Origin of the sequence: Intrasporangium flavum (assembly GCF_001956915.1) — a bacterium.
Classification (GTDB): Bacteria; Actinomycetota; Actinomycetes; order Actinomycetales; family Dermatophilaceae; genus Monashia; species Monashia flava.
In genome coordinates, this window is the sequence record NZ_MLJO01000025.1 from 1 (window position 1) to 25905 (window position 25905).

A 25905-nucleotide genomic window follows, 5' to 3' on the forward strand; every position below is an offset into this window, starting at 1 on the left:
CGACGCGTCGGCGCCAGGCAGGCGGGTGAGCGAGCGGAGCCGGTCGACGGCTCCGGTGGAGGCGAACTGCGAGGCGCCCAGGCCCTCGACGAAGTAGCCGCGGCGCACCTTGCCGGCCTCCTCGGCGGCGGCGAGCACCCGGTACACGGCGGCGAACCCGCCCGGCACCTCCTCGCTGACGACCGACCCCCGGGTCAGCACGCCGTACCGGTCGAGGAGCAGCTCGGCGGCGGTGACGGCGCGCACGGTCGGGTCGGTCTCGGCGGCGGGCAGGAGGGTCCAGCGCCCGACCCCGGTCGGCGGACCCGAGCTCGCGGCACGACCGGCCTGCAGCGCCCGCCCAGCGGCGGCCGCCTCGGCGGCCTCGACCTGCGCGGGCGTCGAGGAGGCGAGCGCCCCACGCAGAGAGCCGAACCGGCCGAGCGAGCCACGCCGTGAGGTGTAGCGCGCCGACCGTGGCGCGGACGTCGTGCGCTTGTGGGCGGTGCGGCCTCCGGACAGCAGCGCGCGCAGCGGGGCGACGGTGTCGTTGGTGACGTGGCCGGACCACACGAGCGACCACAGGGCCTCGATGACGTCGGTGTCGTCGAGGTCGAGCCGCTGGGCGAGCGGGCGGAAGAAGTACGCGCCGCCGCCGTCGAGGGCCTCGAGCACCGCGCGCTCGGCGTCGGTGAGCGCGCCGTCGGGTCCGGTGGGGTCGTCGGGCGGGGTGAGCGTCAGGTGCGCGGTGTCGGCGAGGTGCAGGCTGACCCAGCCGTCGTCGCCGGGCAGCGAGCCGTGCCCGCGCCACACGACCTCGCCCGAGCTCATGACCTCGTCGAGCAGGGCCGGGCGGTAGTCGGCGACGCGGCCGGGCAGGACGAGCGACTCGAGCGCGCTGGCCGGCACGACGGCGCCGGTCAGCTGCTCGACGGCGCGCAGCAGGCCCTCGCGGCCGCGCTGGCCGCCGCCGACGCCCTGCCACTGCGGCACGAAGCGCGCGAGGTCGGCCTGGTCGACCGGCTCGACCTCGTGGCGCAGCGCCGCGAGCGAGCGACGCCGCAGCAGGCGCAGCACCTCGGCGTCGCAGAACTCGGGGCCGTGGCCGCCGCCGTTCTCGGTGGGCAGCAGCTCGCCCTCCACGACGCGGCCACCCGAGACGAGCCGGCGCAGCGCGTCGTGGACGACGGCCGGGCCCAGGCCCCACCAGGCCGCGACGGTCTGTACCGCAAACGGGCCGTGGGTGCGGGCGAACCGGGCCACGAGGTCGGCGAGCGGGTCGGGGACCGGCTCGAGGAAGGCCTGCGGGACGCCGACTGGCAGCGCCGTGCCGAGCGCGTCGCGCAGCCGGGCGGCGTCCTCGATGGCGGCCCAGCGATCGTCGCCGGCGACGCGGACGGCGATGACGCGTCGGGCGGCCTCGAGCTCGGCGAGCGCCGCCTCGACAGCCGTGGGGTCGAAGCCCTCGGCCGCGCGGGCCACGACGTCGCGCGTCGAGAGCGGCCCGAGCACGCGCAGCAGGTCAGCGACGTCCTCGCCGTCGCGCGCGGCCCGCTCGGGGGTCAGGCGTTGCAGCTCGGCCTCGGTGCGGGCCACCGCCTCGGGGTCGAGCAGGTCGCGCAGCGCGAGCGCCTCGCCCTGGCCGAGCAGCTCGGACAGCAGGGACGGGTCGAGCGCGAGGGCGGCGGCGCGGCGCTCGGCGAGCGGGGAGTCGCCCTCGTAGAGGTACTGCGCGACGTAGCCGAAGACGAGCGACTTGGCGAAGGGGCTCGGCTGGCGCGACTCGACATCGACGACGGTGACGGCGCGCGAGCGGATGTCGCCCATGAGCCCGACGAGGCCGGGCACGTCGAAGACGTCCTGGACGCACTCGCGCACGGCCTCGAGGACGATCGGGAAGCTCGGGTACTGGCTCGCGACCTCGAGCAGCTGGGCCGCCCGCTGGCGCTGCTGCCAGAGCGGCTGGCGCCGGTCGGGCCGGCGCCGCGGCAGCAGCAGGGCCCGGGCCGCGCACTCGCGGAAGCGCGACGCGAAGAGGGCCGAGCCGCCGATCTCCTGGGTGACGAGCTCGCTCACCTCCTCGGGCTCGAGGGTGATGATCTCGACGAGCTGCTGGCCCACTGCCGCGCCATCCTCGAACTCGAGGTCGGGCAGGCGGAAGACGATGCCGTCGTCGCCGTGCATCGCCTGGACGTCGATGCCGAACCTCTCGCGCATCCGGGCGGCGACGCAGAGGGCCCACGGCGCGTGCACCTGGCCGCCGAACGGCGAGAGGACTGCCACGCGCCAGTCGCCGATCTCGTCGCGGAACCGCTCGACGACGATGGTCCGGTCGTCGGGGACGTGGCGCGTCGCCTCCTTCTGCTCGCCGAGGTAGCCGAGGAGGTTGTCGGCGGCCCACTCGTCGAGACCGGCCTCCAGCACTCGGGCGCGGGCGCGCTCGGGCGTGAGGCCGACGATCTCGCGGATGAAGGAGCCGACGGCGCGGCCGAGCTCGAAGGGCCGGCCCTGCTGCTCGCCCTTCCAGAACGGCAGCCGCCCGGCCTGTCCCGGCGCCGGCGTGACGAGCACGCGGTCGTGGGTGATGTCCTCGATGCGCCACGTGGACGTGCCGAGGGTGAAGACGTCGCCGACGCGCGACTCGTAGACCATCTCCTCGTCGAGCTCGCCGACGCGGCGGCCGGGCCCCTCGCCCGAGGCGAGGAAGACCGCGTAGAGGCCGCGGTCGGGGATGGTGCCGCCGCTCGTGACGGCGAGGCGTTGCGCGCCGCGGCGGCCGGTCAGGGTGTCGGTGACGCGGTCCCAGACGATGCGCGGGCGCAGCTCGGCGAACTCGTCGCTCGGGTACTTGCCCGAGAGCATGTCGAGGGTGGCCTCGAGCACGGTGCGGGGCAGGCCGGCGAAGCTCGCGGTGCCGCGGACGAGGGTCTCGAGGTCGCCGACGGTCCAGTCGTCCATGGCGCACATCGCGACGACGTGCTGGGCGAGGACGTCGACGGGGTTGGCCGGCACCCGCAGCGACTCGATGTCGCCCGAGCGCATCCGCTCGACGACGACGGCGGTCTGCACGAGGTCACCGCGGAACTTCGGGAAGAGCACGCCCTGGCTGACGGCCCCGACCTGGTGGCCGGCTCGGCCGACGCGCTGCAGGCCGCTCGCGACCGACGGCGGGCTCTCGACCTGCACGACGAGGTCGACGGCGCCCATGTCGATGCCGAGCTCGAGGCTGCTCGTGGCGACGACGGCGGGCAGCCGGCCGGCCTTGAGGTCCTCCTCGATGGCGGCGCGGTGCTCCTTGCTCACCGAGCCGTGATGGGCCCGGGCCAGCACCGCGGGCGCCCCGCGCGAGGCGCCGGACTGCGCCATGACCTGCGCGGGCGGGTGCGACGCGGCGGCCGCGGCCTCGGCCGGGGACGGCAGCGCCTCCTGCTCGGCGAGGCGCTCCTCCCAGATCTCGTTGAGCCGCGAGGTGAGCCGCTCGGCGAGGCGCCGGGAGTTGGCGAAGACGAGCGTCGAGCGGTGGTCGGCGATGAGGTCGACGATGCGCTCCTCGACGTGCGGCCAGATGCTCGCCTGCGGCGCGTTGCCCGCGGCCGGGCCGGAGAGGTCGGGCACGCCGGGCGTGATCTCGGCTGGAGCGCCGGACAGCTCGGCCATGTCGGGGACCGGCACGACCACGTCGAGGTCCCACTGCTTGGTCGAGGCGGGCTGCACGATGTCGACCGGACGCCCGCCCGCGAGGTAGCGCGCGACCTCCTCGACGGGCCGCACGGTGGCCGACAGGCCGACGCGTTGAGCCGGCCTGGGCAGGATGGCGTCGAGGCGCTCGAGGCTGAGGGCGAGGTGGGCACCACGCTTGGTGCCCGCGACGGCGTGGACCTCGTCGATGATGACGGTCTCGACGCCCTTGAGCGCCTCGCGCACCGACGAGGTGAGCATGAGGAAGAGCGACTCGGGCGTCGTGATGAGCACGTCGGTGGGCGTGCGGGCGAAGGCGCGACGCTCGTTGGCCGGGGTGTCGCCCGACCGGACGCTGACGCCGATGTCGGGCACGGGCAGCCCGAGCCGCGTGGCCGCGTGGCCGATGCCGACGAGCGGGGCCCGGAGGTTGCGCTCGACGTCGACGGCGAGCGCCTTCATCGGCGAGACGTAGAGGACGCGGCAGCGCTCGAGGCGCTCCTCGGGCACCGGTTCGCTCGCCATCCGGTCGATGGCCCAGAGGAACGCCGACAGCGTCTTGCCCGAGCCGGTGGGCGCCACGACGACGCAGTGGTGCCCGGAGCTGATGGCGTCCCAGGCGCCGGCCTGGGCGGTGGTGGGCGCGCTGAAGCTGCTCCGGAACCACTCCGCGGTGGCCCGGGAGAACCGGTCGAGCACGTCAGTCATCACCGGCCACCCTTCCACCCGGCACCGACACGGCCCTCACCGACGCCACCCTCACCGACACGACCCTCACCGACACGACCCTCACCGACGCACCTCGCGGTGGGTGCCGTCGACGCGGCGGGTCCAGCCACGGGCGTCGAGGTGCTCGAGCAGAGGGATGACGGTGCGGCGGGTCGAGCCCAGCGCCACCCGGGCCTCGCTCGTCGTGAACGGCTGCGGCAGCCCGGCGAGCACGCGCATCGCGCGGGCCGGGGCGACCGGCAGCAGGTAGACGTCGTCGGGCACGCCGGGCAGGCGCACGAGCCGCCCGGCCCGGACCGCCGCGGCCAGCTCGCGCGGACCGATCGCCGACGCGTCGAGCTCCTTCTGCTCCGGCGCCGCGAAGGGCTCCTCGGCCATCCGCGCCTCGATCCGGCGCAGCCCCTCCTCGGCGCGGGCGCCGAGCTCGGCGGCACGCCCGGGCAGGCCGACGCGTCCGTCGTGAACGTCGAGCCCGGCCGACGCCGCGAGGTCGGGCACGAGCACGCGGTCGGGGGCGCCCGACGCGGCCCGCACGGCCTCGAGGGTCAGCGTCGGGTCGAGCGGGTCGGCGTCGGCGCGTGCGGCGACCGCGGCGTGCACCCGCCGGCCCCACTCCTGCCACGCGGCGTCCGCGACGAGCCACCGACCACGGCGCGTCACGCCGTCGGCCGGTCGGTCGCCTTCCGGCACAGGGGCGCCGAGCGCCACGGCGTCCGCGACGGTCATGGCCCCGCGTCGCGCCACCTCCGCCGCGAGGTCGGGCGCGCCGCCCATCGTCGCGACCGTCTCGGCGCGCCGGGCGGCCGCGCCGCGCCGGCTCAGGGCCGGCGGGTCGGCGTCCACGACGAGGGCGCCGGCGACCTGCCGGGACCCGGGGTCGCGCAGCACGAGCCGGTCCCCGGCCGCGAGGGCGAGGCGGGCCGGTAGGGCGAGCCGCAGGGCTCTGGCGCCGAGCGGTCGCGTGCGCACCTCGACCGCCAGCGACCCGACGTGGAGCATGAGATGCGCTGGGACGCGGTCGAACCCGTCGGTCTCGACACGCACGTCGAGCGACGCCGTGGTGCGCCACGCGTCGGGTGTCACCAGCGCGTCGCCCCGGCCGACCTCGTCGGCCGTGACGCCACGGAGGTTGACGGCGACCCGGCTCACCGGTCCGACGACGTCGGCCGGTCGCTCCTGGCTCTGCAGGCCGCGTACCGTGACGTGGGCCTGGGTGCCGTCGGCGCGCTGCACGAGCAGCTCGTCGCCGACGCGGACGGTGCCGGCGCCCAGCGTGCCGGTGACGACGGTGCCCGCGCCCCTGACGCTGAAGGACCGGTCGACCCAGAGGCGCACGCGCGTCCCGGTGTCCGGCACCGGGAGCGCGGCGACGAGTCGGTCGAGCGCCGCCCTGACGTCGTCGAGGCCTGCACCGGTGCGGGCCGAGACGGCGACGGCCTCCGCACCGGCGAGCGACGTCCGCGCCACCCGGTCCAGGGCGTCGGCGCGGGCTGCCGCGGGGTCGGCGAGGTCGGCCCGGGTGACGACGACGAGGCCGTGCCGCAGCCCGAGAGCGTCGACGGCGGCGAGGTGCTCGGCCGACTGGCGTCGCCATCCCTCGTCCGCCGCGACGACGAGGACCACCGCGGGTGCAGGGCCGAGGCCGGCGAGCATGTTGCCGACGAAGTGCTCGTGCCCCGGCACGTCGACGAAGGCGACCGATGCCCCCGAGGGCAGCGTCGTCCACGCGTAGCCGAGGTCGATGGTGAGGCCGCGTCGCCGCTCCTCCTCCCACCGGTCCGGCTCGATGCCGGTGAGGGCGCGCACGAGGGTCGACTTGCCGTGGTCGACATGACCAGCGGTGGCGACGACGTGCACGCCCTCACCGTACCCAGCGGGGACGGGCGCCGTTCGAGGTCAGTCGCGCAGGCTTTGCCGCGGACGTGCCTCTTCGGGGGCCACGGCGCGGGGGCTCGGCGGGCGCGTCAGCAGCGGCAGCGCCATGCCGACGAGCGCGATGATCCCGACGACGGTGAATCCGAGCGTGTACGCCTTGTCGCTGCCGATGAGGCCGGAGATGAGCAGCGGACCGACGATGCCGCCGATGCTCCAGCCGATGAGCATGAGCCCGTAGATGGCGCCGGCGTTGCGGACCCCGAAGAACCGTCCGGCCGTCGAGGGCATCGTGCCGAAGGCGCCGCCGTAGCACGTGTAGACGAGGGCGGCCAGCACGGCGAACAGGACCGTCGACGACGCGTGCGGGATGAGGAGCAGGCAGACGCCCTGGATCCCGAGGATGCCCATGAACGCCGGCATCTTGCCGATCCGGTCCGACAGCCAGCCCCAGAGGATGCGGCCGCCGCCGTTGAAGAGACCGAGGACCCCGACGAGCGTCGCGGCGCCCGCCGCGGACAGGCCGGCGACGTCGCTGGCACTGCCGGCCGCGACGGAGATGAGGGAGATGCCGGCCGTGACGCTCAGCGTCAGGATCGCGGTGAGCAGGTACCACTGGGGCGTGCGGAGCGCCTCGTCGGCCTCGAAGTCCCTGCGGTCGGTCGTGGGCTGCTCGCCACTCGCGGACGTGGCCGCCGGCGCGCCCCCGGGCACGGTGAACCCGGCCGGCGGGTTGCGGAAGAGGCTGGCACCGATGAGGATCGCGACGAGGTAGCCGATGCCGAGCGGCAGGAACGCCTTGGTCGGGACCGTCGGGTCGAGGTTGATGAGTCGCTGGCCGAGCGGCGCGGTGATGACCGCACCGAAGCCGAAGCCGGCGACGGCGATGCCGGTGATGAGTCCCGGCTTGTCGGGGAACCACTTCTGCAGCATGGCGATCGGCACGATGTACGCCATGCCGAGGCCGAAGCCGCCGAGGACGCCGTAGCCGAGGATGAGCAGCCAGAACTGGTCCTTGCCGGCGAACGAGGCGAGGATGACGCCGATCGAGTAGACGACACCACCGGTGAGCGCGACCATGCGCGGACCGCGCCGGTCCTGGATCCGGCCGCCGATGAAGCTGCCGAGGAAGATCATGCCGATGGCAACCTCGAAGGGCACCGCGGCCTGCGACTTCGACCATCCGAACGCGTCGGGGCTCTGCAGCGCCTTGGCGAAGACGCTCCAGGCGTAGACCGCCCCGATGGCCAGCTGGACGAGGACACCGGCGACGAGGATGAGCCAGCGGTTCGGCCCCTCGCTCGCGCCGGCTGCGCCGGCGGACGGCCCGGCGGGTGGATCGACAGCGGTCCTGCTCATGGCAATCTCCTTTGTCGTCGGGCGACGCCCCTGTGGGCCGCCCCGGTGGCGCTATCGCGCCGTCGTGATGGAGTCGTTCACGACGCCCTTCGCGCGTCGCGCCTCGAGGCGCTCGCGCTGGTGCTCGACCGTGTACTTCGGGTCGATCGCCGATGTCATACCCGCCTCGAACACCCCGAAGCGCGTGCACGCCGAGCCGGCCATGAGCGCGAGGCCGCTGAGCGCCGCCCCGACGCGCCAGCGGCCGACGGTCACGGCACCGACGGCCCCGGCGATGGTGAGCACCTTGCTGGCCCGGAGCAGCCGGGCGGCCTTGCCCGTGCGCAGCGGCTCGGACAGCGTCGGGCCGAGCTTGTCCTGCATCCGCTCGAAGGCGAGGGTCTCGACGACCGCGCTGACGGCGGCGAGGCGCCGGGCCGGGCCGTTCTGCCGCGCGGGGACGGTGACGAGGGCCAGCCCCGACGCGGCGAGGTTGGCCGAGCTGACGAAGACGAAGGGCAGCTCGCGGTAGGACTCGTGCCACGTCGGCGTCGCGGTGTCGGCGAGGAGCACCGCCGTGTAGGCGGCGAGCGGCGGGGCGAAGAGCGCCGAGCCGACCGTGGCCGGGCCGTCGGCGACCTCGAGCAGGCGCGACACGCGAGCCAGCGCGGTGCCGGGTCCGCCTGCGCCGGAACGGGACTCGATGAGCGCACGACCGAGCTCGGAGGCCAGGGCCAGGCCCGAGAACCCGCTGAACGCGGTGAGGATCCACGACCCGACCGACATCGGCGAGGTCAGCTTGACGGTGCGCATCATGTTGAGGGCACGGCTCGGCTTGCCGAGGTCCTTGGCGAGCGCCGCCCCACCGAGCGCGGCCGCCCCGACGGCGCCGACGCGTCCGGCCCGGCGCAGCGCCGGGTAGCCGAGCGCCGCGCCTCCCGCCGCCAGCAGCGCCGACCCGGCGGCCACGCCGCCGAGGAACAGGTACGCCGCGATCTCCTTCTCCCACGGGGCGGGCTTGACGATGTGGCGGCCGTAGTAGCTGTCGAAGCGGACGTCGGGCACCATGAGCGACTCGTCGCGGCGCCGGCGTCCACCGTTCTGGCCGGCCTTCTGGCCGCCGTCGCGCCGACGCTCCTTCTCGGGCGGGCGGTCGGCGTCGAAGGGGTTGGTCGTCATCGCTTCCTCCCGACGAACGCGGCAGCGGCCATGCCGAGCATGGCGATCCCGGCGAGGCCGGCCTTGCGGAACATGTCGGGCAGGTCGGCCGTCGTGACGCGCGGGTCGGGCGGCAGGCCGTACACCTCGGGCTCGTCGAGCAGCAGGAACACCGACCCCGTGCCGCCGACGCCGTCGTTGGGGTCGGTGCCGTAGAGCCGGGCCTCGGTGTAGCCGAGCCCGTGCAGCTCGGCGACGCGGGCCTGCGCGGTGGCGCGCATCTCGTCGAGGTCGCCGAACTTGATCGACGTCGTGGGGCACGCCTTGGCGCACGCGGGAGTCTGGCCGGCGCCGAGCCGGTCGTAGCAGAGGGTGCACTTCTGGGCGATGCCGACGTTCTTGACCTCGCCGTTGTGCGCCGGGTCGGCCCCGCCGCCGTTGATGGTGATGCCGTGCGACTGGCGTCCGCCCTCGTGGCCCTCGTCGCCGCGCCGGCGCTCGATGACGCCGAACGGGCACGCGGCCACGCAGTACCCGCACCCGTTGCACACGTCGTCCTGCACGACGACGGTGCCGAACTCGGTGCGGAAGAGCGACCCGGTCGGGCAGACGTCGAGGCACGCGGCGTGGGTGCAGTGCTTGCAGACGTCCGACGCCATGAGCCAGCGCACGTCGGGCAGCTCGGGCTCGGCGACGGCCGTGGTGACCGGGGCGGCGGCCGGCTCCTCGACGGTCGACCGGTCGCGCACCGTCGGCATCCCGAGCTGGACGAGCCGGCGGCCCGACTCGCGGGCCTGCTCGATGCGCACGGTGCCCTGCTCGACGAACGCGACGTGGCGCCACGTGCTCGCACCGAGCGCCCCGGTGTTGTCGTAGGACTGGTTGAGCAGGTCGAGGCCGTCCTCGGGGATGCCGTTCCACTCCTTGCACGCGACCTCGCAGGCCTTGCAGCCGATGCAGATCGAGGTGTCGGTGAAGAACCCCTTGCGCGGCTCGCGCCGGTCCCACGCGGCGTCGGCCGCAGGGTCGGTGGGTCCGGACAGCTGGTTGCGCCAGAAGGCCACGCCTCAGCCCTCCTTCTTCGTCTCGGGCGATGTGTCGGGGATCGACTCGGGGTGCCCGGTGCGCAGCTCGTTGCTCGTCATGACCGTCGAGCCCGCCCGCGACTGGTACTCGGCGACGAACCGCAGCAGCGCCTCACCGGTGGGACGGCGGCCGGGCACGATGTCGCACGAGCCGGCCTTGCTCTCCTGGATCTGCACGTTCGGGTCGAGGGCGACGCCGAGCAGGTCGTTCGCGGCATCGCCGCTGACGACGGCCGCGCTGCCGACGCCCCAGTGGTAGGGCAGACCGACCTGGTGCACGGTGCGACCCCGGATGACGAGCGGCGTCATCCGCTCGGTGACGAGCACCCGCGCCTCGACGGCGGCGCGGGCCGACACGATGGTGGCCCAGCCGCCCGGTTCGAGCCCGCGCTCCTCCGCGAGCTCGGGAGAGACCTCGCAGAAGAACTCCGGCTGCAGCTCGGACAGGTAGGGCAGGAAGCGGCTCATGCCACCGGCCGTGTGGTGCTCGGTGAGCCGGTAGGTCGTGAAGACGAACGGGTAGACGTCGGCGCCCGGGTCGTTGCCCGAGGGGCTCCACAGGTTGTCCTTGCGCGGGAACACCTTGCGGGCCGGGTTGGACTGCTGCCGGTAGAGCGGGTTCTGGACCGGCGACTCCTGCGGCTCGTAGTGCGTCGGCAGCGGCCCGTCGAGCATGCCCTTGGGGGTGAAGAGCCAGCCCTTGCCGTCGGCCTGCATGATGAACGGGTCGTCGCCGGCGAGGCCGTCGGGGCCGCCGGTGCCGGGCTCGGGGCGGTACGAGGGCGCCTTGGCCACGGGGAAGTCCGGCACGTCGTGGCCGGTCCACTTCCCGGCGTCGGCGTCCCACCACACGTACTTCTTGCGCTCGCTCCACGGGTTGCCCTCGGGGTCGGCCGAGGCGCGGTTGTAGAGGATGCGGCGGTTGGCCGGCCACGCCCAGCCCCAGTCGAGGGCGGTGAGGTCCTGCTCCTGGCCGGGCCGACGGTTGGCGGCCTTGTTCGTGCCGCCGGCGTAGACGCCGGTGTAGATCCAGCAGCCGCCGTCGGTGGAGCCGTCGGCCTTCATCTCGGTGAACGCCGAGAGCGGCTCTCCCGCCTTGTCACCGGTCAGGTGGCGGCCGTTGACCTCGGCGAGCACGGCCTCGGCGTCGATCTCGCCGTCGGCATCGAGCGGGTAGTCCCACGTGAGGTCGAGCAGCGGTCGGTCGCGGGGGTCGGTGGAGTCGGCGAGGATCTCACGGACCCGCTTGCCCAGCTCGAAGAAGAACTCGAGCTCGCTCTGGGCGTCGCCGGGAGGCGGGACCGCCTTGTGGTGCCACTGGAGCATCCGCTGGGTCTGGGTGAACGAGCCGGCCTTCTCGGTGTGGGCCGCCGCCGGCAGGAAGAACACCTCGGTCCGGATGTCCTCCGGGCGCATCTCGCCCGTGGCGATCTCGGGGCCGTCCTTCCAGAACGTGGCCGACTCGATCATCGCGAAGTCGCGCACGACGAGCCACTTGAGGTGGCTCATCGCCTGGCGCTGCATCCGCCCGTGCGCCGAGCCGACGGCCGGGTTCTGGCCGAGGAGGAAGTAGCCCTCGACCTGGTCCTCGAGCATCGCCATCGTCGTCTGGTAGGTGCCGTGGGCGCCGGAGAGGCGCGGCAGGTAGTCGAAGCACCAGTCGTTCTCGGCGGTCGCGGCCTTGCCCCACCAGGCCTTGAGCAGGCTGACGGCGTACGTGTCGGCGTTGGCCCAGAAGCCCTTCTGCTCCTTGCTGCCGATGGCGCCCACGTACTCGTCCCACGTGTCGTGCAGGCCCGCGACCGGCATCGCGAGGTAGCCGGGGAGGATGTTGTAGAGCGTCGGGATGTCGGTCGAGCCCTGGATGCTGGCGTGGCCGCGCAGCGCCATGATGCCGCCGCCCGGACGGCCCATGTTGCCGAGGAGCAGCTGGATGATCGCCGCGGTGCGGATGAACTGGGCGCCGAGCGTGTGCTGGGTCCAGCCGACGGCGTAGACGAACGCCGTGGTGCGGTCGCGGCCGCTGTTCTCGGTGACGGCCCTGGCCAGGTAGGCGAAGTCGTCGACGCTGACGCCGCACGTGTCGGCGACCATCTCCGGGGTGTAGCGGGCGTAGTGCTTCTTGAGGATCTGGAAGACGCACCGCGGGTCCTGCAGCGACTCGTCGCGCAGCACGCGCGCGTGCTCGAGCGCCGGGCCGCCGGAGCCGTGCTCGTCGCCGGCCGCGCGCTCGGACGTGCTGTGCCCGTGCTCGTGGCCGCCGTCGCCACCGCCCTCGTGGCCGGCCGCGGGGCCGCCGATGGTGCCGGGCGACCCGTCCTCCTCGTCCTCCTCGGTGGCGTAGGCCCACGTGTCGGGGGCGTAGTTCCCCTTCTCGTCGTCGTAGCCCGAGAAGAGGCCGTCGAGGTCCTCGGTGTCCTGGAACTTCTCGCTGACGAGTGTCGCGGCGTTCGTGTACGCGACGACGTACTCCTCGAAGTACAGCTCGTTGCCCAGGATGTGGTTGATGAGGGCGCCGAGCAGCACGACGTCGCTGCCCGCGCGGATCGGGATGTGCTTGTCCGAGGTCGCCGACGTGCGGGTGAACCGCGGGTCGACGTGGATGACCTTGGCTCCCTTGAGGCGCGCCTCGGTCACCCACTGGTAGGCGACCGGGTGGCACTCGGCCATGTTCGAGCCCTGGATCACGATGCAGTCCGAGTTGGACAGGTCCTGCACGTACTGCGTGGCGCCGCCGCGTCCGAACGAGGACCCCAGACTGGGGACCGTGGAGGAGTGTCAAATACGGGCTTGGTTCTCGATCTGGATCGCGCCCGCCGCCGTGAAGAGCTTCTTGATGAGGTAGTTCTCCTCGTTGTCGAGCGTCGCGCCGCCGAGCGAGGCGATGCCCATGGTCCGCCGCAGCGGACGGCCCTTCTCGTCGTGGTCCTGCCAGCCGGCGCGGCGGCTCTCGACGAAGCGCTGCGCGATCATCTCGACGGCGGTCTCGCGGGCCATCGTTTCCCAGTCGGCGCCGCCGGGGCGCCGGTAGAGCACGTGACGCTGACGCGTCGGGTTGTTGACGAGCTGCTCGCTCGCGGACCCCTTGGGGCACAGGCGCCCCCGCGACACGGGCGAGTCGGGGTCGCCCTCGATCTGCACGACCTTGTCGTCCTTGACGTACACCTTCTGCCCGCAACCGACGGCGCAGTACGGGCAGACGCTCTGCACGACGCGGTCGGCCGTGGACGTGCGCGGCGTCAGGGACCGGGTGCGCTCAGACGTCACGGCCGGGCCGCGTCCGAGGAAGTCACCGGAGCGGACCTGCCGGACCACGGGCCAGGACAGGAACGTCTTCTTCGCCTCCATGACCGTCACCTTCCCCGGCGTTCGGGCACGCCGACCGAGCGTCACGTCGTTCGAGCACCCCATGCCCACGAGGCGGGGGGCTCTAACCACCCTAGGCACGCGTGTCCGGAAAATGGGGGTACGGGCCGACGGGGTGTCGGCCCGTACCCGGGGCGTGCGGCCGCGCGGGCCTCAGGACAGGTACGGCGTACCGTTGCTCCACTTCAGGACGCCGGTCCACGCCGGTCGCACGAGCGGGTCGTAGCTCTTGCGGGCGTGGAAGGCCACGCGCAGCACCCCGCCGTCGCTGATGACCTCGGCGCCGCCGGGGCCGCAGAAGCGGTCGGTCGTCGAGATGCCCATGCCGCCGACCCAGCGCGGGTTGCCGAGCGCGAAGAGATCCTTGCCCGACCAGACCTGCGTGGCGTAGTTGCAGTCCTTGTAGCCGTTGCGCGAGACGAACAGGTGCACCGTGCCGCTGCCGTCGCGGTACACGTCGGGCGCCTCGGCGACGGCCGAGCCGATGCGGGCGGCGCCGAGCACCACCTGCGGCGACCCGGCGAGCTTCGTGCCGGTGGCGTTGTCGACGCGCACCGCCATGATCTGGAAGCGGCGCGGGCTGTAGCTGCCGATCTTGTACACGAGGTAGCGGTTGCCGTAGCGGCTCGTGTACTGCGCCGGGTCGATGGCCTCGCTGTAGCCGGACGGCGGGCAGACGAGCGGCGTCGACGCCGGGGCGAACGGGCCGGTGGGCGAGGCCGAGCGGGCCGCGCCGATGCAGTGCTTGTTGTTCGTGGCCGAGCCGGGTGCCTCGCGGCGGGCGGCGAAGTACATCGTGAACCGTTCGCTGCCCGGGGTGCTCGCCGTCTGGAAGACGTGCGGGGCCCAGAGCTCGGCCTTGGTGCTGTCGGTCGACTCGAACGTCCACGCGGGGCGCCCGCTCATCGAGTTCCCGACGATGCCGAAGCCCGAGCCGGGCGAGGCGGACCGGGCGACGCGGAAGCCGGCCCCGGTGGCGTACAGGTAGTACTTCGTCCCCTGGGCGCGCGTCGTGAACTTCGCGAACCCGGGGTCCGGGAAGTCGCGCGCGATGACGTTGCGGGCGCTGCTGCCGGTCGTGACGGCCTGCGCCGGGGCCGATGCGACGGCTCCGGCGAGCACCACCGCCGCGGCCCCGAGGGCAGCGACGACTGCGGTCTTCCTCATGTGGTTCCCCTGTTCCCCTGGTGTCCCCTGGATGGGCCGGGGTCTCGTCCCCGGCTGGCGTGATTGTGGCCCACCGGGGGCGGCACGTCGATGGGTAGTCGACGGGGAGCTCTCCACCGCTCCTACACTCGGGGGCGATGGACTCGGGCCTGCTGCGCTGGGGGCCACACGGCGGTGCGCACCGGGTGGCCCTGCGGGCCGGCGTCTCCGTCGCCGTCCCGCTGCTCGTCCTCGTCCTCGCCGGACGCGTCGGGTGGGCGCCGTACGCCGCCTTCGGCGCCTTCACCTCGCTCTACGGCCGGCGGCACGCCCGCGCCGAGCGCGCCGGCATGCAGGTCGTCGCCGGCGCGTTCCTCGTGGTGGCCGTGACGGCCGGGGCGCTGGTGTCACTCACGCCGGACGCGCGCTGGTTCGTCGTGCCGCTCGGGGCGCTGCTCGCGGCGGCGGGCTCCCTCGCCTCCGACGCCTACCGGTGGCACCCGCCCGGCCCGCTCTTCCTCGTCTTCGCCTTCGCGGTGTGCGCCATGGTGCCGGCCACGCCGGGCACCGTCCTCGTGGCTGCCGCGGTGGCCACGGCGAGCGTGCTGTTCTCGCTGCTCGTCGCGCACGTCGGGGTGCTGCGCGAGCCGTCCGGGTGGCGTCGGCCCGAGCTGCCGGCGCCGCACTTCAGCGACGCGCTCGCCGCGCCCGGTGCCCGGGCCCACCTGCTGCGGCACGTCATCGCCCTCGGGGTGGCCGGCGCCGTCGCCACCGGGCTCGGGTGGCAGCACCCGTACTGGGCCATGGTCGCCGCGGTGACGGTGCTGTCGGGCCCCGACCTCGCGGCCCGGCTGACCCGCGGGCTGCACCGCGTCGTCGGCACGGCGGCGGGTGTCGTCGTCGCTGCGCCGATCCTCCTGTGGGCGCCCGAGGGCGCGTGGGCCGTGCTCGCCATCGGTGTCCTGCAGGTGCTCACCGAGCTCGTCGTGGGCCGCAACTACGCCGTCGCCCTGCTCTTCATCACCCCGCTCGCGCTCCTGATGGGCCAGCTCGCCCACCCGGTCGCCGCGGGGCCGTTGCTGCGCGACCGGCTCCTCGAGACGGTCCTCGGTGCCGTCGTCGGGGCGGTCGTGCTGCTCGCGGTCCCCGACCGGCTGCGTCGGGCACCCTCCGCGGGCGCCTGACGATTCGGCCCGCACCCCGGGCCGGTGGCATGCTCGCGTGGTGACGACGAACCTCGAGAAGCGCATCCCCGCCGACGCGGACGCCGACGCGCTCTACGACGCGTTCGCCGAGTGGGCGGCCGAGCAGGGGCTGGCCCTCTACCCGCACCAGGAGGAGGCCTTCCTCGAGGTCCTCTCGGGCAGCAACGTCATCCTCGCGACGCCGACCGGGTCCGGGAAGTCGCTCGTGGCCGCGGCCGCCCACTTCACCGCCCTCGCCGAGGACCGCGTCTCCTTCTACACCGCGCCGATCAAGGCGCTCGTGTCGGAGAAGTTCTTCGCGCTGTGCGACCAGTTCGGCGCCGACAACGTCGGCATGATCACCGGCGACGCCACGGTCAACGGCGACGCCCCGATCATCTGCTGCACCGCCGAGGTGCTGGCCAACCTCGCCCTGCGCGAGGGCTCGGCCGCCGACATCGGGCTCGTCGTCATGGACGAGTTCCACTTCTACTCCGAGCCCGACCGCGGCTGGGCCTGGCAGGTGCCGATCCTCGAGCTGCCGCAGGCGCAGTTCGTCCTCATGTCGGCCACGCTCGGTGACGTCACGATGTTCCGCGACGACCTCACGCGGCGCACCGGCCGGGCCACGGCGGTCATCACCGGCACCGAGCGTCCCGTGCCGCTCGAGTTCTCCTACGCCACGACGCCGATCCACGAGACCATCGAGGAGCTGCTCGACCAGGACCGCGCCCCGGTCTACGTCGTGCACTTCACCCAGGCCGCGGCGCTCGAGCGCGCCCAGAGCCTCGTCGCGCTCAAGGTGACGACCCGCGAGGAGCGCGACGCCATCGCCGAGCGCATCGGCGGCTTCCGCTTCGGCACCGGCTTCGGGCGCACCCTGTCACGGCTCGTGCGCCACGGCATCGGCGTGCACCACGCCGGCATGCTGCCCAAGTACCGGCGCCTCGTCGAGCAGCTGGCCCAGGACGGGCTGCTCAAGGTCATCTGCGGCACCGACACCCTCGGCGTCGGCATCAACGTGCCGATCCGCACCGTGCTGCTCACCGGGCTGACGAAGTTCGACGGCACCAAGCAGCGGCTCCTCAAGGCCCGCGAGTTCCACCAGATCGTCGGACGCGCGGGGCGGGCCGGCTTCGACTCGCGCGGCTGGGTCGTGGCGCAGGCCCCCGAGCACGTCATCGAGAACCTGCGCGCCGTCGAGAAGGCGGGCGACGACCCGAAGAAGCAGAAGAAGATCCAGCGCAAGAAGGCGCCCGACGGGTTCGTCGGCTGGTCGGAGGAGACCTTCGAGCGGCTCATCACGAGCGAGCCCGAGCCCCTCCAGCCGCGCCTGCGCGTGTCCCACTCGATGCTCGTCAACCTCCTTGCCCGCCAAGGCAACCCGGTCGCGCACGCGGTTCGGCTCCTCTCGGACAACCACCACGAGGCCAAGGACCAGCGGCGCCTGCAGAAGCACGCGCTGGTGCTCGCCCGCGAGCTGCTCACCTCCGGCGTCGTCGAGCGGCTCCCCGAGGCCGACGCGTCGGGGCGCCGGCACGCGCTCACCATCGACCTCCAGCGCGACTTCGCGCTCAACCAGCCGCTCGCGCCGTTCGCACTCGCCGTCATGGAGACCCTCGACCGCGAGTCCGACACCTACGCCCGCGACATCGTCAGCATCGTCGAGGCGATCCTCGAGGACCCGCGCCAGGTGCTGTGGGCCCAGGAGTACAAGGCCCGCGGCGAGGCCGTGGCCGCGATGAAGCTTGACGGCATCGAGTACGAGGAGCGGATGGAGCGGCTCGAGGAGGTCTCCTGGCCCAAGCCGCTCGCCGACCTGCTCGAGGTGACCCTCGCCGCGTACCGCCAGAGCCACCCGTGGATCTCCGCCGACGCCCTGTCGCCGAAGTCGGTGGTGCGCGAGATGTACGAGCGTGGCATGACGTTCACCGAGTTCGTCTCGTACTACGGGCTTTCGCGGTCCGAGGGCCTGCTGCTGCGCTACCTCACCGACGCCTACCGCGCCCTACGCCGCACGGTGCCGGAGCACTACCGCGACGACGAGCTCGACGACGCCGTCGAGTGGCTCGGCGAGCTCGTGCGACAGACCGACTCGAGCCTGCTCGACGAGTGGGAGGACCTCGTCAACCCCTCCGACGACGCGACGCCGGGTCGTCTCGGTGAGGTGGCGCCCCCGGCCCGACCGCTCACCGCCAACGAGCGCGCCTTCACCGTCATGCTCCGAAACGCGATGTTCCACCGCGTCGAGCTCGCCGCCCGCGACGCGTGGGAGCAGCTGGGCGAGCTCGAGGCGCGGGTGGCCGAGCTGACCGACCCGCCGCGGCAGGTCGTCATGGACGCCGACGCGTGGAACGAGGCCCTCGGCGCCTACTACGACGAGCACGACGCCATCGCCACCGACCAGGAGGCCCGCTCCCCCGGGCTGCTGCAGGTCGAGAAGGTGCCCGGCGAGTGGCGGCTGCGCCAGGTCGTCGTCGACCCCGACGGCGACCGCGACTGGGGCGTCACGGCCGTCGTCGACCTCGCGGCGAGCGACGAGGTCGGCGCCGCCGTCCTCACCGTCACCGGGTTCGAGCGCCTCGGCGGGTGAGCCTCAGGCGCTCGTCGCCTCCGACTCGGCGAGACGCTTGAGCTCGGTCATCGCACTCTCGGTCTGGGCGGGCAGCTGCCGGTTGATCAGGGGTGTCAGGGCCTTGCCGAACCCCTTGGTGCGGATCGTGATCGTGTGGGTCAGCCGGGTCTGGCTCGCACTCGGACCGGGCTGCACGTCGAAGTCGACGGTGACCTCCATCATCTTGTCGACGAAGTGGTTGGTCAGCGTGCGGTCCTGCTCGCGCGCGACGACCTCACCGTCCATGACGCCGGTACGGCCGCCGTCCTTGTAGTGGTAGCGCAGCCTGGTGCCGACGGCCGTCGGGCCGCCGGTGACGTTGTCGAGCTGCGTGCACCGCTTGAGCCACTCGGGCGCGCGGGTGACGTCGTCGAGGATGGCGAAGACCGTCGCGGGTGGCGCGTCGACGACCTCGGTGCGGGAGTGGTCGGGCATGGCCCCATCGTGGCACCGCCCGGCCGCGGCGCGGCGCGAATCGCGAACGCGTCGTGCCTAGGGTGGTCGCCATGACCGACAGCGACCTGTCCTCCGTCCCCGGCCTCGACGCCGTGCTCGACCGCCTCGACGGCGACGCGGTCCGCGTCGACCCGCTGCCCGACGCCGACGGCGTGGTCGCGATGCCGCACGACGGCGGCAACGGCACGGGGGTGCTCGTGCTCTCCGGCTCGAGCGGACGCGTCGAGGCGCCGAGGGCGCGCCTGCTCGCGGCCGCCGGCGCGTCGGCTGCTTTGTCCTACAAGTGGTTCGGTGCCCCCGGCACACCCGAAGCGATCTGGGAGTATCCGCTCGAGTCTTTCGGTCCGGCCATCGACCGGCTCGCCGCCGACTGCGACCGGGTCGTGCTCCTCGGCACGTCGAAGACGGCCGAGGGCTTCCTCCTGCTCGCCAGCGACGACCCACGCGTCGACGCCGTCGTCGCTCTCGCCCCGAGCCACGTCGTCTGGGCCAACGTCGGGCCCGGTCCCGACGGCGAGCTCCGACCGCAACACGCGTCGTGGAGCCGCGGCGGCGAGCCGGTGCCCTTCGTGCCCTACGACGACGACTACGAGGTGGCCGGCGACCCGCCCGAGTTCGTCGGCCTCTACCGGCACAGCCTCGAGGCCGCGGCCGACCGCGTCGTGGCCGCGACGATCCCGGTCGAGCGGTTCTTCGGCGACGTCCTGCTCGTCGCCGGTGGCGATGACCGGCTCTGGCCGGCCCTCGAGAGCGCCCGGGCCATCGAGGCGCGTCGCTCGGAGGCCGGGCTCCCGACGACCGTCGTCAGCCACCCCGACGCCGGGCACCGCGTCGTCCTGCCCGGGGAGCCCGTTCCCGCCGGCGGGATGCGGATGGCACGGGGCGGCACCGAGGAGGCCGACCGCGCCCTCGGGCTACGCGCCTGGCCCGAGCTGCTGCGGGTCCTCGGCCTGCTCGAGGGGCATTCGTCCTGATCGACGCTGGGCGGTTCGCGCTGGGTATGTCCCGGGAAAGTCTCGGGATCCCTCTACCGACAGGATCGCTCCATGGATTCGACCGACGTCACGACCGCCGCAGCCCGCGCCGGGGACCACCCAGCGCTCGAGAACGCCGCGCGCGTCGGCTATGCCGTCAACGGCGTCCTCCACATCCTCATCGGCGTCATCGCCCTCAAGCTCGCCTGGTTCTCCAGCGGCGGCCGGGCCGACCAGTCCGGTGCGCTCGGGGCCCTGTCCGACAACCCCCTGGGCATCGTCGTGCTCTGGCTCGGCGTCCTGGGCTGGCTCGGCCTCGCGCTCTGGCAGGTGACCGAGGCGGTCACCCGGGGCGAGGCGAGCGACCGGGCCAAGGCCGTCGCCAAGGCCGTCGTCTACCTCGTCCTGTCGGCCACCGCCTTCAAGTACGCCCAGGGCAGCGGGGGCCAGAGCAGCACGTCGCAGACCCGCGACTTCACCTCCTCGCTCATGTCCAAGCCGGCCGGGGTGTGGCTCGTCGCCCTCGTCGGCCTCGTCGTCATCGGCGTCGGCGCCTACCACGTGTACAAGGGCTGGAAGCGCACGTTCCTCGAGGACCTCGAGCAGCACCCCGGCCCGTGGATCGAGAAGGCCGGCCGGTTCGGCTACATCTCCAAGGGCGTCGCCCTCGCCATCGTCGGTGGCCTCTTCGTCCTCGCCGCCGTCCGGCACAAGCCGAGCGAGGCCCGCGGTCTCGACGGCGCGCTGCACAACCTCCTCGGCGCCCCGGGTGGTCCGTTCCTGCTGACCCTCGTCGCTCTCGGGCTCATCGCCTACGGCATCTACTCCTTCGGGCGGGCCAAGCACGCTCGCGTCTGAGCCTGCCCCACCCGCCTCACACGTCTGCACCGCTCGGCCCCCCTTGAGGGGCGAGCGGTGCAGTCGTTCGCGGGGGCTGTTCAGCGCGCTGCGGCCATCGAGCGGCTCTGCGTGTCCGAGCCCTTCAGCGCCTCCCACGCGTTGGCCGGCCCGGCGTCGCGGCGCAGCCAGAACCACGCCAGCCAGAAGCAGACGAGGCCGTTGGCCATGCCGACGAGCACGTCGGTCAGGTGGTGCATGCCGCGGTAGAGCCGGGCGTAGGCGACGAGCAGCGGGACGATGAGGCAAAGGGTCGTCACGAGGCGGCGCAGCCACGGCGTCTCGATGCGCTGGGCCATGAACGCGAAGGTCACGTAGAGCGCCGTCGAGGCCCCGACGTGGCCACTGGGGTAGCTCGACGTCGGCGGCGCCGGGTCCAGGTGCGGGACGTCCGGGCGGTCCCGGCCGGTGAGCGTCGTGGCCGCGACGAAGACGCTGGCCTGGGTCGCGATCGCGATGGCGGGCACGGCGGCGTAGAACCACTGCTTCGTGCGCCACCACACGAGGAGCGCGACGAGGATGCAGACGCCGATGACGTACTCGGTGTTGCCGATGTGCGACCACACCATGGTGATCGAGTCCCACGTCTTGGTGCGGGTGCCCTGGATCGCGCGGTTGATCGACGTCTCGGACTGGAACCCGCCGAGCGGGCCGCCGATGACCAGGCCGATGCCGAGGATGACGGCGAAGAGGGCGACCGCGGGGGCGAGGACGCGCAGGCCGAGGTCGCGCAGGGACTCCCCGAACGAGGGCCTCGAGCGGTCGAGCTCGTAACGGTGCAGGGTCGTGTTGTTCAACGGTTGCCTTTCGACTCGGGACCCGTCCTGCCCTCCGGCGGGGCCGGGTCGTCCGGTTTGCGAGGGTTCCACCCGAGATACCCGAGGTACGAGGCCCCGACGAGGCCCGTACCGAAGAGGAGCCCGCCGACGACGTCGGACGGGAAGTGCACGCCGAGGAAGACGCGGTCGGCCATCGTCACGAGCACGGCGACCACCGCGACGGTGACGACGACGACGCGCGTGCGCGAGGACACCACCGGCCAGACGAGGAGCACGACGGCCGTCGCGATGGCGGCGGCGTTGGCCGCGTGCCCCGACGGGAAGCTGTAGCCCGGCGCGTGCGACACCGGGTCGCTGACGACCGGACGCGCGCGGCGAACGACCTCCTTGAGGACGAGCTGGAGGTTCCAGGCGACCATCATCGTCGCGAACGCCCAGATCGCGCGGCTGCGCAGACCGTGGCGCCGCCACACCCAGATGCACAGGACGGTGGCCGCGATGTAGGGCCACTTGGGCTGGGTCGCCTCCTGCCACACGAGCAGGAACGTCTTGAAGCCCGGGTTCGCACGCGTCACGTCGGTGGCGGCCCGGATCGCGGCGTCGTCGAGCGCGATGACCGGCTGGAACTTCTCCCGCGCGACGAACGCGAGGGCGGTGACCGGCACGGCGAAGGCGAGGCCGAGGCCGATCGCCTTGCGCAGCCGCCGCCACCTGCCCGGGCCCGGCGTCGCGGCCTCGCGGGACTCGCGCTGCTCGCGCGCGCCCTGCGACCCGACGCCGGTGGGGGCTTCAGCCACTGCGGACCACCAGCGCTCCGGGCAGGACGCGGGCCGCCAGCGAGACGCGGGGGCCGACTGGGTCACCGTCGACCTCGGCCTCGACGGCCTCGCGCACCCGGGCCTCGAGGACTGCGCCGCGGAGGCGGTCGAGGCGGTGGTGGCCCGCGCGGTGGCGGGTCACGATGTCGGACACGACCGACGCCCAGCCGAAGACGCCGCGCGGCGCGATGACGACGGCGTCGAGCACGCCGTCGTCGATGCGGGCGTCGGGCATGAGGTCGAGCCCGCCCTGCAGGGTGCCGCAGTTGCCGACGACGACCATGCGCGCGTGCTTGCTCGTGTCGTTGCCGTCACGGCCGACGACCCCGGTGTCGGCGAGCGCGCCGGAGGCCTGCGACGCGTGCGGCGACCCGCCCGTGGCGCGGACGTCGGCCCGGAAGCCGCGACGGCCGATGCTCTTGACTCCCGAGAGGATGTAGGCGGGCCAGCCGATGACGCCCTTGATCTTCTCGTTCGTGCCGGCCATGACCTCGCCGTCGAGGCCGAGGCCGCACATGACGAGGAAGACCTCCTCGCCGTCCTCGACGCCCTCGGCCGTGCCGGGGCTGACCTGCTCGGACTCCCCCATCCGCACGGCGCCGACGTCGACGCGTCGCTCGCCACCGGACACGAGGGCCCGGGCGGCCTCCTCGAGGGTGTCGATGGGCAGGCCGAGGTTGCGGGCCAGCAGGTTGCCGGTGCCGGCGGGCAGCAGCCCGAGCGCGACGTCGGTGCCGACGAGGGCCGTCGCGACCGCGCGGACCGTACCGTCGCCACCCATCGACGCGACGACGTCGGCGCCGCCCTCGACGGCCTCACGGGCCTGCTTCTCGCCGGTTTCCTGCTCGGTCGTCTCGATCCACGTCGGCGTCTCCCAGCCGTGGCGCGACGCGGCCTCGGCCACGACGCCGCGGGCGTGGTCGACGTCCTCGACCTTGACGGGGTTGTAGACGACGGTGAGCCGTCGACGCGTCGGGGAGGCGGTCGAGGACGGGGCCTGCGACGCGGCCTGGGACGCGGTCGGGCTCGGCGAGGGGTCGGCCATGGGTCGGATCCTAGGTGTCGTGGTGGGGCCCGGGCTGGGGTCTGCGGTGGGCGCGAACGGTGTCTCGGCGCGACACGACCCGCCTCTGCACCCCATACCCGCAGGGGCGGCACCTGTTGCGGGAGTAGCCTGCGAGCCGTGCCGACGATCCGCCGCCGCCTCCTCGTCGCGGTCCTCGTCGGGGTCGCGGCGGGGTTCGTCCCACTCGGCCCCGCGGGTGGCCCGCTCGCGCACGCGCTCGTCGGTTTCGTCGTCGGTGGCCTGTCCTTCGCCGTGCCGCTGCTCGCGCACGTGCTCGGCCACGACGCCCCCGGCACGCGCGAGAAGGTGGCCGGGCGCGACGGCGACGCCGCCTGGTACGACGTCGTCGTCATCGTCGTCGGGCTGGCGAGCCTCTTCGGGGTGGCGGTGCTGCTCATCGCGACCAAGGCCAAGGGCGTCGAGCTGGTCATGGACGGCGTCATCGGCGTGCTCGCGGTCGGCGTCGGCTGGCTCTGCGTCCACACCGTCTACGTGCTGCGGTACGCGCGCCTCTACTACGCGGTGGCCGACGAGGGACGCGCGCCCATCGACTTCAACACCGACGAGGACCCGGCGTTCAGCGACTTCGCCTACTTCTCGTTCAACCTCGGGATGGCCTACCAGGTGTCCGACACGGCCGTGCGGTCATCGCAGGTGCGCCGCGTCGTGCTCGGGCACACCCTGCTGGCCTACCTCTACGGCACGATCGTCATCGCCTCGACGATCAACCTCGTCGTGGGCATCGGCGGCCAGGCCTGAGGCCCGAGGGCCCGGACCTCAGGCGATGCCGAGGCGCGCCGTCTCGTCGCGCACCCACATCCGCACCAGCCCGCCGAAGTGCGCCATGAACTTGTCGCGCTCGTGCGCGGGGTACGTCGTGACGACCGTGGCGCGCAGCAGCGAGTCGAACGCGTCCGACTGCACCCACTCGAGCACCGCGGCGTCGAGGTGCGGCAGGTGGGTGTCGCACCACGCCCAGTACGCGTCGGTCTCGAAGTACTCGTCGGCGAGCCCGAGGTAGGCCTCGAGCTTCTGCTCGTCGGTGAGGTCGTCGCGGTCGGCGACGTCGAAGTAGCGCTGCATCTCGAGGTCGACACGTCCGCGGCGGCCCGTGACGAGGCAGTACGCGGACCAGCGCACGAGGGCCTTGATGGCCCACGGGAAGTAGTAGTGCAGCGAGGTGACGGCGACGTCGGGGCAGGCGTTGGCGTAGTCGATCGGGTAGACGTCGTCGCCCCGGACGAGCATCTCGGCCGAGTTGAACTCCCAGCCGAACATCGCGTTGACGATGCGGCTGATCGCGGCCGCCTGCCGGCCGGCGGACGGGGTGAGGAAGTCGTAGGACACGGCGTACCGGTTGTGCATCGGCTGCTCGGGGCGGAAGTCCATGACCATCGTCTCGGGGCCGATCGACAGGGCCCGCGCGAAGTGCTCGTAGTCGACGGTCGCCTGCAGGTGCATGAGCATCTCGCCGGACTCGTCGTAGGCCTTGACGAGGTCGGCCTCGTCGTCGATGCGGGAGACGCCGCGCCAGCCGCCACCGTCGAACGGCTTCATGTACATCGGGTACCCGAGCTTGTTCGCGATCTGCTTGAGGTCGAAGGGCTGGTTGTACTTGGCGCTCGTGTAGGCCCACCGGACGTTGTCGACGGGGTTCTTGTACGGCACGAGCCATGTCTCGGGCACCTTGAGACCGAGGCGCATCAGGGCGCAGTAGGCGCTGTGCTTCTCCATGGACTGGAAGGTGAAGGGGCTGTTGAGCAGGTACGTGCCGTCGACGAGCGCGGCCTTCTTGAGCCACTCGCGCGGGTGGTAGTACCAGTGCGCGAGGCGGTCGATGACGAGCTCGGTGCGCACGGGCTGGCGCAGGTCGAACGGCTCGATGGTGAGCCGTTCGGCGGTCAGGTGGTGGGTGACGCCGTCGTCCGAGGTGATCGGCCCGACGCGCTCGAGGAGCGCCTCGAAGGCTGCGGGCCAGTCCTCCTCGGCTCCCAGCAGCAGTCCGATCAGGTGGTTGCGCGTCTGCGTCATCTGCCTCTCCCTCTCGACGGGTCGGGTGACCCCGATCCTTGCAGCAGTGTCAACAGGAACGGGTCGAAGGCGACCTCCCAGTAGCGCCAGTCGTGTCGGCCCGGCACCTCGGCGAGCGTGACGTCGTGGCCGGTGCGCTCGAGCGTGCGGGCCATGAGCCGGTTGTTGGCGAGGTTGCCCTCCTGCAGGCCGCACGTCAGCACGATCCGGGCGTCGGTGCGCCGGCGCCGGGCCCGGCCGACCGAGGCGACGAACGCCGTGACGCGGTCCCAGTGCTCGAAGGACTCCTCGCCGTCGAGCCGCCTGCGGAAGAACGAGCCCGACTGGAGGAACAGCGCGCCGAACGTACCCGGATGGAGCCACTCGGCCTGCAGCGAGGCGAGGCCGCCGAGGCTCGCGCCCATGAGGGCCGGACGCGTCGGCGTGGCCCACCTGTCCGTCACGGCGGGCAGCACGTCGCCGACGAGGGCGTCGGCCCACGCGGGGTTGGCGGCGTAGCGCTCGTTGCGCGGGCCGGGCTCGAGGAGCACGACGCGGTGGCGCCGGACGCGTCCGGCCTCGGTGGCGCGGCGCAGCACCGACAGCAGGTGGGCGCGGCGCGAGTACTCGGGTCCGTCGTGGGCGACGAGCAGCGGCAGCGGGTCGGCCCGGCGGCTGCCGGTCGGCGTGACGACGGCGAGGTCGACGTCACCGGCCGGCGTGCCGGTGACCGTCAGCCTCGTGCGCGCCATGCCC

At 73.3% G+C, this 25905-nt stretch carries 18 protein-coding genes; 5 read left to right on the forward strand and 13 right to left on the reverse strand.

Going from position 1 to position 25905, the window contains the following annotated elements; genetic code table 11:
- The 7 genes from BIV28_RS17060 to BIV28_RS17090 all read right to left on the reverse strand — a co-directional run.
- Window positions 1–4365 (reverse strand): ATP-dependent helicase (locus tag BIV28_RS17060; protein WP_076263736.1); only part of this gene is annotated, 4365 nt, incomplete at its 3' end.
- Between the two features lie 81 nt (window positions 4366–4446).
- Window positions 4447–6243 carry a selenocysteine-specific translation elongation factor gene (gene selB, locus BIV28_RS17065; RefSeq protein ID WP_076263737.1) on the reverse strand — a complete coding sequence of 599 codons (1797 nt, stop codon included), beginning with the start codon at window positions 6241–6243 and terminating at the stop codon, window positions 4447–4449.
- A 39-nt stretch (window positions 6244–6282) separates the two neighbouring features.
- Window positions 6283–7617, reverse strand: a complete 1335-nt coding sequence (locus BIV28_RS17070; RefSeq protein WP_076263738.1) for an L-lactate MFS transporter — start codon at window positions 7615–7617, stop codon at window positions 6283–6285.
- A 51-nt stretch (window positions 7618–7668) separates the two neighbouring features.
- The gene (gene nrfD, locus BIV28_RS17075; protein WP_076263739.1) at window positions 7669–8775 is read right to left on the reverse strand and encodes an NrfD/PsrC family molybdoenzyme membrane anchor subunit; all 1107 of its coding nucleotides are present in this window, start codon (window positions 8773–8775) and stop codon (window positions 7669–7671) included.
- Entirely contained in the window at window positions 8772–9818 is a 1047-nt protein-coding gene (locus BIV28_RS17080) for a 4Fe-4S dicluster domain-containing protein (protein WP_076263740.1), read from the reverse strand. The genes nrfD and BIV28_RS17080 overlap by 4 nt, the downstream gene beginning before the upstream one ends.
- A gap of 3 nt (window positions 9819–9821) precedes the next feature.
- A complete protein-coding gene (fdh, locus tag BIV28_RS17085) occupies window positions 9822–13187 on the reverse strand; it encodes a formate dehydrogenase (RefSeq protein WP_083707458.1) in 3366 nt (1121 codons plus the stop codon).
- A gap of 171 nt (window positions 13188–13358) precedes the next feature.
- Window positions 13359–14372, reverse strand: a complete 1014-nt coding sequence (locus BIV28_RS17090) for a family 43 glycosylhydrolase (protein ID WP_076263741.1) — start codon at window positions 14370–14372, stop codon at window positions 13359–13361.
- A 137-nt stretch (window positions 14373–14509) separates the two neighbouring features.
- On the opposite strand from BIV28_RS17090, the gene BIV28_RS17095 reads away from it, so the two are divergent.
- Both BIV28_RS17095 and BIV28_RS17100 read left to right on the forward strand, forming a co-directional pair.
- Window positions 14510–15535 carry an FUSC family protein gene (locus BIV28_RS17095; RefSeq protein ID WP_076263742.1) on the forward strand — a complete coding sequence of 342 codons (1026 nt, stop codon included), beginning with the start codon at window positions 14510–14512 and terminating at the stop codon, window positions 15533–15535.
- A 37-nt stretch (window positions 15536–15572) separates the two neighbouring features.
- Entirely contained in the window at window positions 15573–18128 is a 2556-nt protein-coding gene (locus BIV28_RS17100) for a DEAD/DEAH box helicase (RefSeq protein WP_083707459.1), read from the forward strand.
- A gap of 3 nt (window positions 18129–18131) precedes the next feature.
- Here the strand turns inward: BIV28_RS17100 and BIV28_RS17105 are convergent, their stop codons facing one another.
- Window positions 18132–18584, reverse strand: coding sequence for an SRPBCC family protein (locus BIV28_RS17105; RefSeq protein WP_076263743.1), 453 nt, complete (start codon window positions 18582–18584; stop codon window positions 18132–18134).
- Window positions 18585–18655: 71 nt separating this feature from the next.
- Here BIV28_RS17105 and BIV28_RS17110 point away from each other — a divergent pair, with 71 nt between their 5' ends.
- Window positions 18656–19579, forward strand: coding sequence for an acyl-CoA thioester hydrolase/BAAT C-terminal domain-containing protein (locus tag BIV28_RS17110; protein ID WP_207556061.1), 924 nt, complete (start codon window positions 18656–18658; stop codon window positions 19577–19579).
- Window positions 19580–19651: 72 nt separating this feature from the next.
- Complete coding sequence (locus tag BIV28_RS17115) at window positions 19652–20437, forward strand: DUF1206 domain-containing protein (protein ID WP_076263744.1); 786 nt, start codon at window positions 19652–19654, stop codon at window positions 20435–20437.
- An 80-nt stretch (window positions 20438–20517) separates the two neighbouring features.
- Here BIV28_RS17115 and BIV28_RS17120 read toward each other — a convergent pair whose 3' ends face one another.
- Genes BIV28_RS17120 through BIV28_RS17130 form a run of 3 tightly spaced genes read right to left on the reverse strand, consistent with a single transcriptional unit; the run spans window position 20518 to window position 23118 of the window.
- On the reverse strand, window positions 20518–21273 hold the full coding sequence (locus BIV28_RS17120; RefSeq protein ID WP_076263745.1) for a phosphatase PAP2 family protein: 756 nt from the start codon (window positions 21271–21273) through the stop codon (window positions 20518–20520).
- Complete coding sequence (locus BIV28_RS17125; protein ID WP_242653107.1) at window positions 21270–22052, reverse strand: phosphatase PAP2 family protein; 783 nt, start codon at window positions 22050–22052, stop codon at window positions 21270–21272. Before BIV28_RS17125 ends, BIV28_RS17120 begins: the two co-directional genes overlap by 4 nt.
- On the reverse strand, window positions 22045–23118 hold the full coding sequence (locus tag BIV28_RS17130) for a diacylglycerol/lipid kinase family protein (RefSeq protein WP_083707460.1): 1074 nt from the start codon (window positions 23116–23118) through the stop codon (window positions 22045–22047). The genes BIV28_RS17125 and BIV28_RS17130 overlap by 8 nt, the downstream gene beginning before the upstream one ends.
- Before the next feature lie 138 nt (window positions 23119–23256).
- Here BIV28_RS17130 and BIV28_RS17135 point away from each other — a divergent pair, with 138 nt between their 5' ends.
- The gene (locus tag BIV28_RS17135) at window positions 23257–23898 is read left to right on the forward strand and encodes a DUF1345 domain-containing protein (protein ID WP_076263746.1); all 642 of its coding nucleotides are present in this window, start codon (window positions 23257–23259) and stop codon (window positions 23896–23898) included.
- Window positions 23899–23916: 18 nt separating this feature from the next.
- Here the strand turns inward: BIV28_RS17135 and BIV28_RS17140 are convergent, their stop codons facing one another.
- Both BIV28_RS17140 and BIV28_RS17145 read right to left on the reverse strand, forming a co-directional pair.
- Window positions 23917–25170: an ATP-grasp domain-containing protein gene (locus BIV28_RS17140; RefSeq protein ID WP_076263747.1), complete on the reverse strand. Its 1254-nt coding sequence runs from the start codon at window positions 25168–25170 to the stop codon at window positions 23917–23919.
- The gene (locus BIV28_RS17145; RefSeq protein WP_076263748.1) at window positions 25167–25901 is read right to left on the reverse strand and encodes an alpha/beta hydrolase; all 735 of its coding nucleotides are present in this window, start codon (window positions 25899–25901) and stop codon (window positions 25167–25169) included. Before BIV28_RS17145 ends, BIV28_RS17140 begins: the two co-directional genes overlap by 4 nt.
- Window positions 25902–25905: the final 4 nt, after the last annotated feature.